The organism is Oceanobacillus longus, from assembly GCF_042650085.1.
GTDB classification, from domain to species: domain Bacteria; phylum Bacillota; class Bacilli; order Bacillales; family Amphibacillaceae; genus Oceanobacillus; species Oceanobacillus longus.
In genome coordinates this window covers 423783-438679 of the sequence record NZ_JBHSAO010000008.1, presented here as the reverse complement: position 1 = coordinate 438679, position 14897 = coordinate 423783, and the positions used below count along the sequence as shown (strand labels likewise).

At 34.4% G+C, this 14897-nt stretch carries 15 protein-coding genes and 1 pseudogene; 15 read left to right on the top strand and 1 reads right to left on the bottom strand.

All coding sequences use genetic code 11. From position 1 onward, the window contains the following. Nucleotides 1–304: 304 nt before the first annotated feature. Nucleotides 305–1486: a 5-methyltetrahydropteroyltriglutamate--homocysteine methyltransferase gene (locus ACFOUV_RS12790; protein WP_379497160.1), complete on the bottom strand. Its 1182-nt coding sequence runs from the start codon at nt 1484–1486 to the stop codon at nt 305–307. Nucleotides 1487–2006: 520 nt separating this feature from the next. Here ACFOUV_RS12790 and ACFOUV_RS12785 point away from each other — a divergent pair. The 15 genes and pseudogenes from ACFOUV_RS12785 to ACFOUV_RS12715 all read left to right on the top strand — a co-directional run bounded on the left by ACFOUV_RS12785 (nt 2007) and on the right by ACFOUV_RS12715 (nt 14773). Beyond that, the gene (locus tag ACFOUV_RS12785; RefSeq protein WP_379497159.1) at nt 2007–2372 is read left to right on the top strand and encodes a hypothetical protein; all 366 of its coding nucleotides are present in this window, start codon (nt 2007–2009) and stop codon (nt 2370–2372) included. Nucleotides 2373–2740: 368 nt separating this feature from the next. Further along, the gene (locus tag ACFOUV_RS12780; protein WP_379497158.1) at nt 2741–3004 is read left to right on the top strand and encodes a YesK family protein; all 264 of its coding nucleotides are present in this window, start codon (nt 2741–2743) and stop codon (nt 3002–3004) included. Nucleotides 3005–3245: 241 nt separating this feature from the next. Further along, nucleotides 3246–4541 (top strand): hypothetical protein, encoded by a 1296-nt coding sequence (locus ACFOUV_RS12775; RefSeq protein ID WP_379497157.1) that lies wholly within the window; start codon nt 3246–3248, stop codon nt 4539–4541. 129 nt (nt 4542–4670) lie between these two features. Further along, nucleotides 4671–5276, top strand: coding sequence for a hypothetical protein (locus tag ACFOUV_RS12770; protein WP_379497156.1), 606 nt, complete (start codon nt 4671–4673; stop codon nt 5274–5276). Nucleotides 5277–5416: 140 nt separating this feature from the next. Beyond that, entirely contained in the window at nt 5417–5815 is a 399-nt protein-coding gene (locus ACFOUV_RS12765; RefSeq protein WP_379497155.1) for a VOC family protein, read from the top strand. Nucleotides 5816–6496: 681 nt separating this feature from the next. Further along, nucleotides 6497–6844 (top strand): hypothetical protein, encoded by a 348-nt coding sequence (locus ACFOUV_RS12760; RefSeq protein WP_379497154.1) that lies wholly within the window; start codon nt 6497–6499, stop codon nt 6842–6844. A 446-nt stretch (nt 6845–7290) separates the two neighbouring features. Continuing rightward, complete coding sequence (locus ACFOUV_RS12755; RefSeq protein ID WP_379497153.1) at nt 7291–7779, top strand: RNA polymerase sigma factor; 489 nt, start codon at nt 7291–7293, stop codon at nt 7777–7779. After that, nucleotides 7776–8684 (top strand): zf-HC2 domain-containing protein, encoded by a 909-nt coding sequence (locus ACFOUV_RS12750; RefSeq protein ID WP_379497152.1) that lies wholly within the window; start codon nt 7776–7778, stop codon nt 8682–8684. The genes ACFOUV_RS12755 and ACFOUV_RS12750 overlap by 4 nt, the downstream gene beginning before the upstream one ends. Before the next feature lie 857 nt (nt 8685–9541). Continuing rightward, on the top strand, nt 9542–9994 hold the full coding sequence (locus tag ACFOUV_RS12745; RefSeq protein ID WP_379497151.1) for a GNAT family N-acetyltransferase: 453 nt from the start codon (nt 9542–9544) through the stop codon (nt 9992–9994). A gap of 470 nt (nt 9995–10464) precedes the next feature. Further along, nucleotides 10465–10890, top strand: coding sequence for a MaoC family dehydratase (locus tag ACFOUV_RS12740; protein WP_379497150.1), 426 nt, complete (start codon nt 10465–10467; stop codon nt 10888–10890). 95 nt (nt 10891–10985) lie between these two features. Continuing rightward, a pseudogene (locus ACFOUV_RS12735) lies at nt 10986–11270 on the top strand (shikimate kinase); the annotation flags it as partial. A 217-nt stretch (nt 11271–11487) separates the two neighbouring features. Further along, entirely contained in the window at nt 11488–11820 is a 333-nt protein-coding gene (locus tag ACFOUV_RS12730; RefSeq protein ID WP_379497149.1) for a PadR family transcriptional regulator, read from the top strand. Then, nucleotides 11817–12476 (top strand): HAAS signaling domain-containing protein, encoded by a 660-nt coding sequence (locus ACFOUV_RS12725; protein ID WP_379497148.1) that lies wholly within the window; start codon nt 11817–11819, stop codon nt 12474–12476. Before ACFOUV_RS12730 ends, ACFOUV_RS12725 begins: the two co-directional genes overlap by 4 nt. A 109-nt stretch (nt 12477–12585) precedes the next feature. After that, nucleotides 12586–14058, top strand: a complete 1473-nt coding sequence (locus ACFOUV_RS12720) for a DUF4153 domain-containing protein (protein WP_379497147.1) — start codon at nt 12586–12588, stop codon at nt 14056–14058. A 13-nt stretch (nt 14059–14071) separates the two neighbouring features. Beyond that, a complete protein-coding gene (locus tag ACFOUV_RS12715; protein WP_379497146.1) occupies nt 14072–14773 on the top strand; it encodes an isoprenyl transferase in 702 nt (233 codons plus the stop codon). Nucleotides 14774–14897: the final 124 nt, after the last annotated feature.

Below are 14897 nucleotides of genomic sequence, written 5' to 3'. Positions count from 1 at the left end.
TACTACAATCGACGCGATTGCTGTTTATAATACCTTTGGATTTTTTATCTAAAGGGGTGTTTCGTTTTAAAAGAACTTACTTAATTTAGTAGTTGGGCAAGCTTTTTATTATTTAGTCTCTGGAAAAGTAGTTTTGACTGCGGTTTATTGGTGCCCCTTATCGCTCACCACGGTGAACCGTATCATAAATGATGATAAAAGAGTGCAGATTTCTGCACTCTTTTTGTTTATTCTATATATTTACTCCGATAGAGATTCGTTCTTTTGTTAAAAATGGTGGGACCGTCTGGAACTAATTTTTCATCTACTCGCTCCAGAATGCTTGGGCGATTTCTTGGCCTTGTTTGATTTTACTCCACTGTTGTTCGTGAGTAAGGTCATTACCGCCGTCGCATGATGCGAAACCACACTGGTGTGAGAGGTATAGTTTGTCTTTAGGGATGTATTTTGCTGCTTCTTCAAGCTCTGCCAAAACAGCTTCTTTATCAGCTAGACCAGATTTTTTCGATGATAAGAACCCAATAACTACTTCTGTTTCAGGTTTATCTTTGAAAGCTTCTAAGGCTACTAAGTTCCCTGCACGGTCATCGTCCCACTCTAAGTAGAAACGGTCATAGTTCTGATTAGCTAAGAAGTAGTTAGCAACATGCTCGTAAGAACCACCCATAGCATAACGAGAGCCGTAGTTACCACGACAGTTATGAGTATATACTGTTAAGCCTTTTTCATGGGCATAGTCAACTACTGCATTGTTTAAGGAAACAAGCTTTTCTGCTTGCGCTTTAACAGTTTCGTCAGTAGCTCCATCTTGAGTATAGTAGCCAATTGGGTTGTCTTTAGAGAAGAGTGCCCAAGTACAGTCATCAAACTGAAGTACTTCACCACCAACAGCTGTATACTCGTCTACGAATTCTTTCCAAGCTTGAACCAAGCCTTCGCCAAGATCATCTGTCGTTGGGTAAACATCGTTTGAATAACCGTTCTCGTCAGACATTGAACGCACAAATTCGTTATAAATTTGAGCAGGTGATGGAATGGTTAATTTAACTGAGTGATCCCCAGCTTCTTCACGAACACGTTTATAGTGGTCGATGAAAGTATGGTTGTTAGAGTGAAGAGGAGCTACGATTTTGACGTCGATATCTTTACGAGTTTCAAATGTTCCTTCTTCAAAACCATCCGTATCATTTTGGAACTTCCAACCTGAATCACCGATTGAACGCTCCACACCATCCAAGCCCCAGACAAAGTCCAAGTGCCAGATAGAACGTTGGAATTCTCCATCCGTTACTTCTGGAATACCAGCTTCGATTTGCTTATTGACAACTTCTGTAACGGTTTTTCCTTCTGTTTCTGCGTAGCCTTCTAAGTCATCATAGAAGGGAAAAGTTATATCATCTCGACTTTCAATTTCGCGGTTATAAGTTTGTAATTCATCTGGTCGCAAGAGCGAACCAACAAGTAAAAAACGTTCTGATCCTGACATTTAATCAACTTCCTTTTCCTTAAACTTTTTGTTAAATAAAGCCTAACAGAAAAACACATCCATAGTGTAACACCTAAAAACTATCGCCTGCTATAGCTTTTTACTATATCAAGCTTCTTTCTTTTTGATGGATTCTTTTAGGTACTGGATATATATATTTGCTAGTTTACTAATATAAAACCGATTTCCAAGTCACGTCGATCTTTTCGGATAGGGTAAGGGAGAGGAATATATAGGAAGGAATATTAAAAGGACCTGACCCAAATTTATTGGAGGGCAAAGATATACTTCGATAAAAAGAGTGAAAGATGAACTTTGTGAAAAATGTAACCTAAAGTAACGGATGCGAGAGTTTAAGAGGGCGATCATCAAAATTGATTGTCCTTTCTTTTTTGAAAACCATATGGAATATTATGTTAAAATTAATTAAATGATTATTGGGTTAACGTGGCAGTTTACTTGAAAAAATTATTGGATTTTTTGGTACATTAAGAGGGCGAGGGAGGAATTTATTATTTTTTTGTTTTCAGCAATTGATAGAATAAACATAGGAGATATGATTTTCCAACTAATTTTTTTCATAGTAATTATTGTGGTTATTTCTCTTGTATTAAGTAAAGGACAACGAAAAAAGGAATATAAACAAAATAAAGAAATAAAAGGATTAAAAATTATAAGAATCATTTTAAGTGTAATAACATTATTGTTGGCAGGTTATGGATTATTATCTGATAATTTTGTATTACAATCACTTATGATTTTTTTCTTGGGGTTACTTATATTAGTGATGGGAATAGATGAATTCAATAAGGGAAAAAAAGGATTTGGATATCTGTGTATAGCTATTGCTATATTTATCTCAATTCAATCATTTTTCTTGAATTAACGGGTGCATTAACCAATAAAGGGTTTGTCAATACGGCGATCATTTTCAGCCTAACTGGGAGAATACAGTAGAGGATTTAGTTAGCAATAGGGGGGATGAAAGTGGGTTTCGTTTATACTATGTTGGTTATTTTATCATCGGCAGGTTTCTTATATTATTTGGCGAAATCAGATAAGAATTCTAAAAATCAGGAGGATAACGATAAAGACTAATTGATTTCTAAAAGAGTGTTTTCACGCTTAAACTAAACCAGCTAATAGAAGCACCTCTCTTATTGCACTATATGGTGCGTTAGCATAAGTACCTTGATTTGACTAATTCGCAATCGGGCCAGATTGTGTAATAAGAATATGTAAAGGGGGAACAAAATGGATGCTTTAATGTTAGAAGGATTTACACCGATTTTACTTGTTGGGATTGCTGTTGCTATTATCATCTTTTTTATATCTCGTAATATTTCCAGAAAAGCTCTAATTTTAATTTCCATCGTATTGAGTTTAGTTTGTGTCGGAATTGTTATTTACAGCAGAGAAGTCGGTGGTTGGGAAGGCTTTGGGTTAATATTTGTTGCAATCAGTGGTTTCCTTGGAATATGGGTAGGTACCATAATTGGAGTGATTATTAAAAAATAAATATGTAATATAATTTGTATTAACGGTCGCGATTTTTGCATAAGCTTCTCTGTTTCTTTTACTGCTAAATGGTGCTTTAACGATAGAAGAAGCTGTCGATGTGGGTAAAGGTTGGAAAAAGTGGCTGCTAATTCTTATGAATATTTCCCTCTTAATAGTATTTTATATGATTGTATATTAATAAAAGGTGAACTGGATGTATATTGAAAAACTAGAAAAATTTCTTTATGGGAGTGTAATAATGAGAAGGGTAGGACTTATTTTGTTGGGGTTATTATTTCTATATGCTTGTTCGACAGCTGATCAAGTAGAAACAGATAACATAGATGAAAAGAAAGACGATACACGAGGAACAACCTATGGGTTCATACAAGAACAGGATACAGATGATAAAGGCAATTGGTTATTTCCACAATCTTACCAGGTGACTGTTGATGATTATTTTGAAAGGATTTCAAGATATGAAACAGAGGCTTCAGAAGAAAAAATGTTCTTCTGGCATAAGCCATCAGCAAATAATTTCCAATTTACCCTGGACACGACTTCCGATCAACTTGAGAAAGTGGTACCAACGATTGAGATTAAACCGGTTAATAAAAATCGGTATGTTTATACGAAACAATATTTCTCTTTGAGTGAAGATCTGACAGAAGCAGAAATTCAAGAGGTTATGGAGTCAGTAACACAGGACGTTAAAGAAAACTCTGAGGTCCATATGAAAGAACTTAAAGAAGAAACAATAGAAAGAATAGAAAGAATGCAGGGCGAACCCATTGTCCATACCACTAATGAGTATGATATCGAGCCCTTCACCTATATGATCGAAAGTGAACCACAACCAGGTGTGGTTCACTATGAACTGATTGGTGAACTGGAACATACATATCTCCGTACTGCTATCTCTGTTCCGAAGAAGAAAAAAGAAGAACTGTTTGAGACGATGTTAGCTTCCGTACGGACGATAACCTATAACGAAGAAGATTTCCATGGAGAGGCTGAGTTAGATAAGTCGAAAAACTTGTCCTATGAGCCTGCAGAGAATCTTCAAGGCAGTTATCCGGAAGTTGGCTATTCCTTCGAGTTGCCGCAAGCTGCGACATTCAGGTACTCATTTCCTGTGTATCATGTCTATCGTTATACATTCGACACCATCTACGAGGAAAGCATTGAACGAGAGCACTTTACTCTAAGAAGTTCGGAAATAGTAATTCGAGTGGAACAAGAGGAGAATGCGAGAAACCGGGAAGAGGAATTGCGAAATAGAGATCTTGATGATTTTGTTGCATTCCAATACGATCATGCCCGGTCGATTACATATTTACATGAGAAGGAAGACTTCGACACAGGAATATTCACAACCGCAGTACGTGTGGACTTCGATGGCTATGAAGAATATTGGTTTTTAAAGGAGATTGACGGCCATGTATACGAAGTAACCTTTGATATTGCCCTTGATGCTCCTGAGTATGATGAATTGCTCAACAGTTATTTAAACGTGATACGAACATTTGAGCTTACACATGTAGAGGAAAGCTAGCCAATTCCCTATTAAAGTATTTGGTGCATTTCTTGAAGAAGGATAAGCACTCTTTCTTGTTGAATTTATTAAAGAGGGAGAACGGTGTTAAATAGGTGAGATTGCAGAATTGGTAAAGTGGGGGATAAAATGAAAAGATTATTTACGAAACTAATAATAGTTTTGTTTTTATTTGTTTTAAGTGCTTGTAATAATAGCAATTCTAATTCAAACACTATTTCTGTTGTAGAATTAACAGACAGAGAAAATACAATACTTTCAACTACTTCAGATAAATCATTTCTATTTGATTTTGAGATAGATGGTGAATACAAAGAAGTATCTGTATGGATTGAAAAATATGAAGCTGGTGAAATGGTTGATGATCGATTAAGTGAAATAACAACACAGATAAACGAAAGTGGTTCAATTATTTTTTCAAACCCTAAGACCAGTAATACAGAAAAGCAATATACATTTAATATTGGAATAGGTAGTAATGGTAGCACAGGATCAATAAGTGGTTACGACACAAATTCAAATGACTTGGATAATATGGCAAGTGTTTGGGGAAGTTTTCCAGAAGAACTTACTTTAAATCAAGACGAATTAGTGTTAGCAAACATTTGTTATTCTAACGATGAAAATGGTATGAGCTCTCTTACAACAGAATTTTATGAAGATCCCGATAGTAATATAAATAAGTTGAAAGAATATGATGTCGCTTATCTTCTTAAAGCTGAATTTATTAAGTAAGTTAATTAAACTAAATGGTGCAATAGCACAATAAGAACAATCGCTTCTGGTGCTATTTGGCAGGTTAGTTGAAGAATGAATATCATAATATAGGTTGAATAATAATTTAGAAAATAGATACTAAAAGGAGTAGATTTATAATGAAAAAGGTCACACCATTTTTAATGTTTCAAGAGGGCAAAGCAGAAGAGGCAATGAATTTTTACACATCACTGATTGAGGATTCAGCAATTAGAAAGATTGTTCGATATGGTGCAAATGAAAGTGGGGATGAAGGAACCGTTATGCAGGCAACTTTCACCTTGAAAGATCAAGAATTTATGTGCATAGACAGCAATATAAAACATCAGTTTTCCTTCACACCTTCGTTCTCAATATTTATTACTTGTAATACTGAAGAAGAAATTGATAATCTTTTTCAGAAACTGAACGAAGGTGGACAAGCACTTATGCCAATAGGTGATTATGGATTCAGTAAGAAATTTGGTTGGCTAAATGACCGTTATGGAGTTTCGTGGCAATTAAATTTACCTAAATAATATGAAGAACATAATATTCTATTCATACCAATAATAAAAGCATAAACTGTTAAACAAACGGGTGCGAGAGTTTAAGAGGGCGATCATCAAAATTGATTGTCCTTTCTTTTTTGAAAACCATATGGAATATTATGTTAAGGTTAATTAAAAGATTATTGAGTTAACTGGCAGGTTAGTGCAACAGTGACATTTAAATTACGTTAAATGGTCGGGTTAGTTAACGAAACTTTTGTAGTGGTAAATCCGTAATTATACGGGGATGGATAATGTGAGAATTTTATTTTCTATCTTTATATTTGGCTTAATCGTATTTTTAAATCTCGGGCTTTATTTACCGTCTTTATTGGCGGTTAATGAAGAGACATAGGCAGAAATACTAACCATTTAAAAAAATATAAATGGTTTCAAGAGTTGTTAAACAATCAAGAGTATAAACAACTAATTGTTCACGACAAATATGTACGTAAGGTCATTGGAAGGTTCGACAGTAAAAAGATTGATAAGAATTTTTTACAAGATAGATACCGAAAAAAATTACAAGATATTTTACAACAAAAATCAAATAACTTAGCGTAGTAATAATTCTACAAACGAGCAAGATTGAGGAATAAATGTAACTTTTCTTATTCCACATACTTTTGCTTTAACGCAACAAGGAGATCGTCAATACGGGGGGATTATTTGAATATAGACACTGATTCATTGGTTACTTTCCTAATTATGTGGGGAACACCGACTACGATGATGCTTATAACCTATTTAAAAATGAGCAAAGATGACAAAAATGACGTAAAAAAGACATTTAAATCTGCACATTTTATTTTAACTTTGGGCTTCTTTGTAACAGGGTATTTCCTTTCTTCTTTAGGAAATCTACTGACATTAGAGATTATGAAGTTGATTGGGGTTCCCCTAATGATTATAGCGGGGATTACTATATCAGTGGATTTTTGGAAGGAAAATAAAGTCAAAAGTATTTTATTACCAATGCTTATCCTAGTTGCAATATTCGCCGTAATTTTTGGATAAATACTTAAAGTTAGCTTTTGTGTTAACGGGTGCAAGAGTTGAAGTAGGCAATCAATTTGATTGTCTTTTTTTCTTTTTTTATATGTTAGGAATATTATGTTAACATTAAATGAATGGCTGCTGACCTATCTGGCAGTTTAGTTGTAGAGTGTTGTTTAACTTGTGTTCAACAATTGGGCCAGATTGTGGAAGATCACTTGGTAATAAGATATTAGTTAGTATAAAGATTGTATATATTTTACTTAAACTTAACCGATTTCAGTGTGAACAATGTAGAGAAGAAATGGTCCCTGAATATTATAAAGGGATACATGGGCAGGAGTATCGACTACAGGATTTCCAATAATTATGGTAGAAGAAAAAAGGACCGGGTGTACTTTGTACGGTTTTTCTTCTACTTTTGTAAGATATTTGAGTTTATCGCGTCTTATATGTAAGGAGGTGAGATGGTGACACAGCTTGAGGATATTTATAATACATACTTTAAAGATGTATTTTTATATGTGTATAGTTTATCTGGCGATAAGCATATCGCTGAAGATATCACATCGGAAACTTTTATGAAGGCGTTAACATCGCTAGACAGTTTCAGAGGGGATAGTGATATCCATGTTTGGTTATGCCAAATTGCCAAGAACAGTTATTACTCTTATTTGCGTAAGAAAAAAAGCTTTGTAGATTTAGAGTCACTTCCAGAACCAGCTAGTGAAGACAATGTAGAACAAGAAATATCCACTTCAGAAGCGTCTATGAAGGTACATGAAATTATCCAGAATTTAAAAGAGCCCTATAAAAAAGTCTTTACGCTCCGTGTATTTGGAGAACTGTCATTTAAGCAAATTGGCAATTTGTTTGCAAAAAGTGATAACTGGGCTTGTGTTACTTATCACCGTGCTAGAAAAAAGATTAAAGCGCGATTGGGGGACTATCGATGAAAATTAGCTGTAATATGATTAGGGATTTACTGCCGTTATATGTCGAGAATATGGCAAGTCAAGATACTAGAGATATCGTTGAAGAACATATAGCTTCTTGTGAAAACTGCAAAAAACGACTTGAAGAAATGAGGACGCCTGAAGAACTGCCAATAGATACCGATATAGCTCCCTTAAGAAATATACAAAATACATTGAGAAGGGAAAAGCTGCAAACGATTATTCTTTCAGTCATGGTAACATTGGTTTTTGCAGTGGTTACAATGGCTTATCTGACAGTGCCAGCATACATTTCTTATAATGAAAATGCGGTTTCAATCATTGAAAAGGGTGATGGAACTGTACTTTTGAATTTTAGTGAAGAAGTATCCGGATTCCATGTAGAACAATATCCAGCAGCAGACAATTCAGGTTATGTCTATGATATAACTACATGGGAAACGATTTGGCACCAGAAAATAAGCAAAAACAACCTAGAAAATACTGTCTTAAACCCGAATGGAGAAACGGTCGCTTCAATCTATTATTACAATACCGATGGAAGTGAAAATATTTTAATTTATGGAGATCCAATAACGACTGGTTCTGTCATTACGTTACCTCGGCTAGTTTTAAGCTACTATGTGATATTTGCTATAGGATTTTTACTTATTTGTGGAATTGGATTGGCCATATTCCGTAAGAATGAAAAAATAAGAAATGGGCTAGAAAAAATTATTCTATTGCCTATCTCCTACCTGTTTGCTCACTTACTTATAAAAGGTCTTAACTCTACAACTTACCTTGCTAGACGGGACTTTTATGCAATATTACTAGTCACAATTTCTTTATATTTTGCGTTGCTAGCTGGAAGGAATATATTAAAAAAATTATCAATCAAGAAGCCGAAAAGCACTTTAAAATAGTTGTTGCTTTCACTGGTATAATAGACTCACCAATCAGCGATTCTTTTCTTAGTTTCAGTTCTGTTTACTTGATACGGAAAGGGTTTCCTGATTGATTCAGATTTCTAAAACATGGCCAAAAAATATCCTTTGTATTGGTTGGAACCCCAAATTCTACTGATTAGAGGCAAGTTGCAGAAGATGGACTCGTTATTTCTAATTAATGAGGCCATCTTCAACAAACGGGTGCAATAGCACAATAAGAGCAGTCGCCTTTTATTGTGCTATTTGGCAGAAGCGTTGAACAAGGATAAATTATATTTATTGTAAAATATACGTAGAGAATTGCTTAACTTTTGTTCAACAATCGGTGCACACACTTAAGTTTAATATTAAAAGGGGGTTATAAAGTGTGGATGTTTGTGTTGGCACTAATTATTTCTTTTGCGGTCGCATTTGGATTTTTTGAAGATAAGAAAAAGAAAAAGTAAATATGACTTACTGGTGCAAGAGTGAACGGTAACGTCATTCTATTCTATTAAGGGGTGAGACTATGGGCTTTTGGTATTTCTTAATATTATTGTAGGAATATTTTTAGTTGTTAAGGGGCTACGTGGGAATAAAAAAAATAGCTTGGTATTTGTAGGACTTTTATGTATTGCGTTCTCAATATTTATGTTTTCTCCAGGAAGTGCTGAAATCATCTCGGAATTATTCAATTTGGATTAGAGTGTGGAATAAATTTTAGACTGACCACCTACTAGGTATTTTCAACAACTGGTGCTTTAATACAACAATGAGATCGTCAAAATGGCGGTCTTTTATTCTATATGGCAGGTTAGTTTAACAAGAAATGGTGAAATGAAGGGGTGAGTAGTATGTTTATTCGTAAACTAAATATAGATGAAGAGTCCCCAATGGATTTGTTGTTATTAGCTGACCCTTCTAAAATAATCGTTGAGGAATATATGCAAAGGGGAGAATGCTTTGTAGCTGAAATTAATGGTCAAATTATCGGGGTTTATGTACTACTGCCGACAAGACCTGGAACGGTGGAATTGGTGAATATTGCAGTAATAGAAACCCAGCACGGCAAAGGCTTGGGAAAACAACTAGTAATGAATGCAATTGAAGTAGCTAAGTCAAAAGGATACAGAACCATAGAAGTCGGTACTGGAAATTCAAGCATCGGACAATTAGCCCTTTACCAAAAATGTGGTTTTAGAATTACTGGCGTAGATATAGATTTTTTCATTAGGCACTATCCAGAAGAGATTTTCGAAAATGGAATACAGTGTAGGGATATGATTAGATTATCTCAAAATTTTTAGATTTAAAAGGAAATCCTTGTTTCGAAGCAATTGCTAATAATTCTCACGTAAGTTTCTTCATATTAATTTCCTCCTCTATAAGTTTATGATAGGAATTGCAACAGTAATTGGATTTTATTTATCACCAATTTTAAGTATTATGTTCTGTGCAAACCTCGTATCTATTTTAAAGAAGGTAAAAAACAATGAGGATACTTATAAAAATACATTTTAGTTAACACTTTCATTTACAATAATTGTATGGAATTTTAGCATACTTTTGTTGATATAGTGCTTCTTCAACAAAAAAGGTCAACCAGTAAATTCTGGCTAACCTTATATTACGATCTGGTGCATTAGCGAGAGAAGTAATATGAGGTAAAATGGCAGGTTAATTTACAAGAGAAAAATATTATTAGTACCAACTCTTAATAACAGATGTTAAAATAGATTAAGTTCTAGTGTTAACTAATAATTAAGAGGTGTTTTGTATGAAGTTAGATGAATTTACAATTGGAGATGTGTTCGAAACTAAATCACATAAATTAACAAAAGAAGATATTGTGAGGTTTGCAGGTGAATTTGACCCCCAATATATGCATTTGGATGAGGAAAAAGCAAATCAGGGAAGATTTAATGGAATCATTGCTTCTGGAATACATACACTGGCTATATCATTTAAGTTATGGGTTGAAGATGGTAGGTATGGTGTGGATGTTATTGCTGGAACAAAAATGAATAATATTAAATTTATAAAGCCAGTATATCCTGATGATGAATTACATATCATTGTTGAGGTTATTGATAAAAAAGCATTAAAGAATGAAACGGGTCTCCTTACGGTATTGTTATCTACTTTTAATGATAATGAAGAAAAAGTTTTTGAGGGTGACTTAACCGTATTGATAAAGCGATGAAGTTAATATTTAAATTTTCTTATTCAACTAATAAATGATATTGATGTTATTTATTTTGAATACATCGTGGGAAATCGAAAAAAATTTGAGACAAGATATGTGAAATTTTTGAATCCAGGGGTGCTAGTATTTATTTTGTTGAATTAGAAGCTGATGTTGACGAGAGACTGGAACGAAATAAAAGTCCTCACCGACTTGAACACAAGCCTACAAAAAGAAATGTTGATAGGTCAGCAAATGAACTAAAGGAGACAATGAAAAAATACAGATTGAACTCCAACGAGGGTGAAATTAAAAAAGAAAATTACATAAAAATTAATAATACTAATTTGAGTGCGGTGGAAGTATCTAAGATAATTTCTGAAAGATTTGATTTATAATCTTATGAGAGTATGTTCTTCAACTATATTGTGCAAGAGTTTAAGATGCCAATCATCAAAATTGATCTGTACCCGAATGTTTAGCTGTGGAAGAAATTTGCGTGAGCTTGTTGTGAGGCCATCTTTTTTTTAAAATAAAAATATTAATTAAGACCTTTACAACGTTCAAAAATTTATATATATTATAGGTACCTAATAAAACTAGGTAGGTGATAAAATGTTTAATCGTGAACTTGTAAAAGGAAGTACATCACTCCTTGTGCTGCAATTGTTAAATGAACGTGACATGTATGGCTATGAGCTTGTAAAAGAAATGGATCGGCGTAGTGAGCATCATCTTCAAATGAAAGAGGGTACGTTATATCCTGCACTACACAAAATGGAAAAGCAAGAGTACATTGAATGCTATTGGCAAAATCAAGAAAAGGGACCAGCCCGTAAGTATTATCGGATAACCGCTCAAGGGATAGAAATTCTTGAAGAAAGAACAACTGAATGGCATCGCTATGTTCAAGTTATGAACAATTTGATTGGGAGAAGCAATTCATGAATGTAGATGAAGAGGATTTGTTTCAGGGTATAGCCTCACAGAGGTTTTTAAATGAATTAGCTAAAGAAATCGGAGATCATCCTGATAAGCATAATATTATGGCGGAATATGAATTACATGTGTATGATTTGCTGCAAGAAGAAGCTGTAAACGAAGAGGGAATTTATGAGAAACTGGTTAATAGACTAGGGTCGCCTAAGGTGCTTGCTGCGTTATGGAAACAAGAGACTGCTGTTACGCCAAGAAAAATGCAGTGGCTGTTTGTGCTATGCAACTGTGCCATTTTTTTTGGGGGAGCCCTGATGACAATTGGCTATAATGTATACGATTGGATTTGGTTGGAAAGTTTATGGGCTGGATTAACGGATGCTACTTCCATCATTATCCTTGTTTATATATTGTTCTGGGGACTCCTTGGTTATGAAATTGGGAAAGCGTTTGGTGCTAGGGGATACAAACTGTTAAGAAAAACGTTTATGTTCTCGATTGTACCGAATTTAATATTAATGTATTTGATCATTTTTAAACTCATTCCGTATGAGTGGTTTCAGCCGATTTTGAGTGTCCGTTTTACTGTAGTGTGTATTCTTTGCACTGGACTTCTATACCCAATAAGTTTGCTGGGGTATCAGTGGGGGAGGAAAGTTTCCGTGTAATAGGGGACTGAAAAAAGGTTATGAATTCAGTCCCAATATGAAATTAATTTTTGGCTATATACCTAGAATTACTATGTATATAGAATAACATTGTATAGGTGGGAGAGTAATGGAAATTCAGGTAAATCAGAAAGATATTTTATTTTTGCTCGTTTGTTTAGGATTAGGCATCTTAACAGAGATTAGTTTTTTTCATGGGAAGATTGGATTATCTTATCCTGTATTTATAACCGGATTTTACTTTGTCCTTTTTCTTCGCTTTCGTCTTACATTTAATCATCGAAGAATTGGTTTGCTTTTAATGGGGGCTATATGGGTATTGGCTGGGGGCTATCTTTTTTATGATAATGAATTTTTTCATCAACTTAATTTACTTATCATACCCATCCTCGTCTTTTTCCATATTGTACTAATAACTAGTCCGAATGAATTTCGCTGGAGTAAGCCGGAATTTATGACTTTATTAACAATGAAGTTTCAGGAAGGGATGCAATATAGCTCAGCGTTTTGTAAGGGGATCTTTAAAGGGATATTTAAAAATATGAATGAGCAGGAAACACAAACGATAAAACGTATCCTGATTGGACTGGTGATAGGGATACCGTTATTGCTAATGATTACAGGTCTGTTAATGTCCGCAGATGCTGTTTTCCAAGATATTGTCTTACGTGTGCCAGAGTTTGTATTGCAATTCAATTTTCTTGAAGGAACATTAAGGGTGGCAGCCGTTATTCTTTTTACCTTACTGTTTTTCAGCATTTTTCAAGTATTACAAGTAACAAAGCCAGCTGTAAATTCTATTATTGATCGAGAAAAAAAGAAGATTCGTTGGGATAGTGTTATTGCTGTGACGATATTATCGATGCTAAATGCTGTGTATGTATTGTTTGCAGCTATACAGTTTACGTATTTTTTCAGTGATGGATTACAAGGTGGATTCACCTATGCTGAATATGCTAGAAGAGGTTTTTTTGAGCTCGTGTTCGTTACGTTAATTAACTGGACCATTTTAATAAGCTTCTTGAAACTTGTTAAAGACAATCGAAAAGGCATGAAGCTTACATTAAAAGTTATGAATTCCCTTCTTATAGTAGTAAGTGGCGTCATGTTAGTTTCGGCTTACCAACGATTGAACATGTATGAAGCAGCATATGGCTTTACCTTAGATAGAGTATTAGCACATGCATTCATGATCTTTTTAATTGTGATTTTTGCTTATACACTGATTCGGGTTTGGATTGAACGGTTAACATTACTGCATTTTTATATAATTGTGGGACTCACTTTTTATACGGTATTAAATGCTATGAATATCGAAGAAATCATTGTAGATAATAACTTGGATCGTTTTGAGGAGACAGGAAAAATAGATGTTTATTATCTGAATTCCCTTTCCTATACAGGACTGAATGGGCTGATAGCGTTATATGAAGTAGAGCCAGAATATCCAGAGTTGGAAAACATACTAATTAATCGAAAGCAGCAAATGGAACGACAACCCGAGGGTTCATGGCAATCATTTAATTTTACTAGACAAAAGGTAATGGAAAAGTTGAAAGAGCTTGAGTTAGGAAATAGTTAGGGAGGGACAGTTGATGAATTTATGTGTTCCAAATCACGTGGCAATTATCATGGATGGAAATGGAAGATGGGGTAAGAAGAGAGGGCTTACTCGAAGCCAAGGTCATTATGCAGGTGCACAAGCAATGCAAAAAATTATTGATGCCAGTATAGAATTTGATATTAAAATACTAACTCTTTATGCGTTTTCCTCAGAGAATTGGACTAGGCCAAAAGATGAAATTAATTATCTCATGTATTTACCTGTAAAGTTTTTTAAACAAAAACTACCTGAATTTATGGAGAGAAATATTAAAATACTTATTTCTGGAAATATAGAAGCCCTCCCAGATCTTACAAAAAAGGCACTTCGTAAAGCAGTTGAAAGTACAGAAAGTAATGATGGGATTGTCGTCAACTTTGCTTTTAATTATGGTGGCAGGGATGATATTTTACAGGCTGTTCAACAAATTATTCATGAAATTCAAAATGGAAATGTAGAATTAGATCATGTGGATGAATCTTTATTTCAACACTACTTATATACAAAGGAACTACCAGATCCAGACTTAGTTATACGTACTGGTGGTGAGAAAAGAATGAGTAATTTTTTATTATGGCAATGCTGCAGTTCAGAATTATACTTCAGTGATGCTTATTTTCCTGACTTTGATAAAGAGAGTCTAATGGAGGCAATTCATGAAATTCAAATGAGGCCCTCAATTGCTGCTAAGTGACAGAAGGATCGCTTTAAAGACTTACGAAAACATTCTTATGAAGGCTGGCTAGTATCACATCTGCTTCAGTTATAGCCCTTCTTCACAACTACAATCGAAATAAGATGGCAAAAGGGGATGGAAA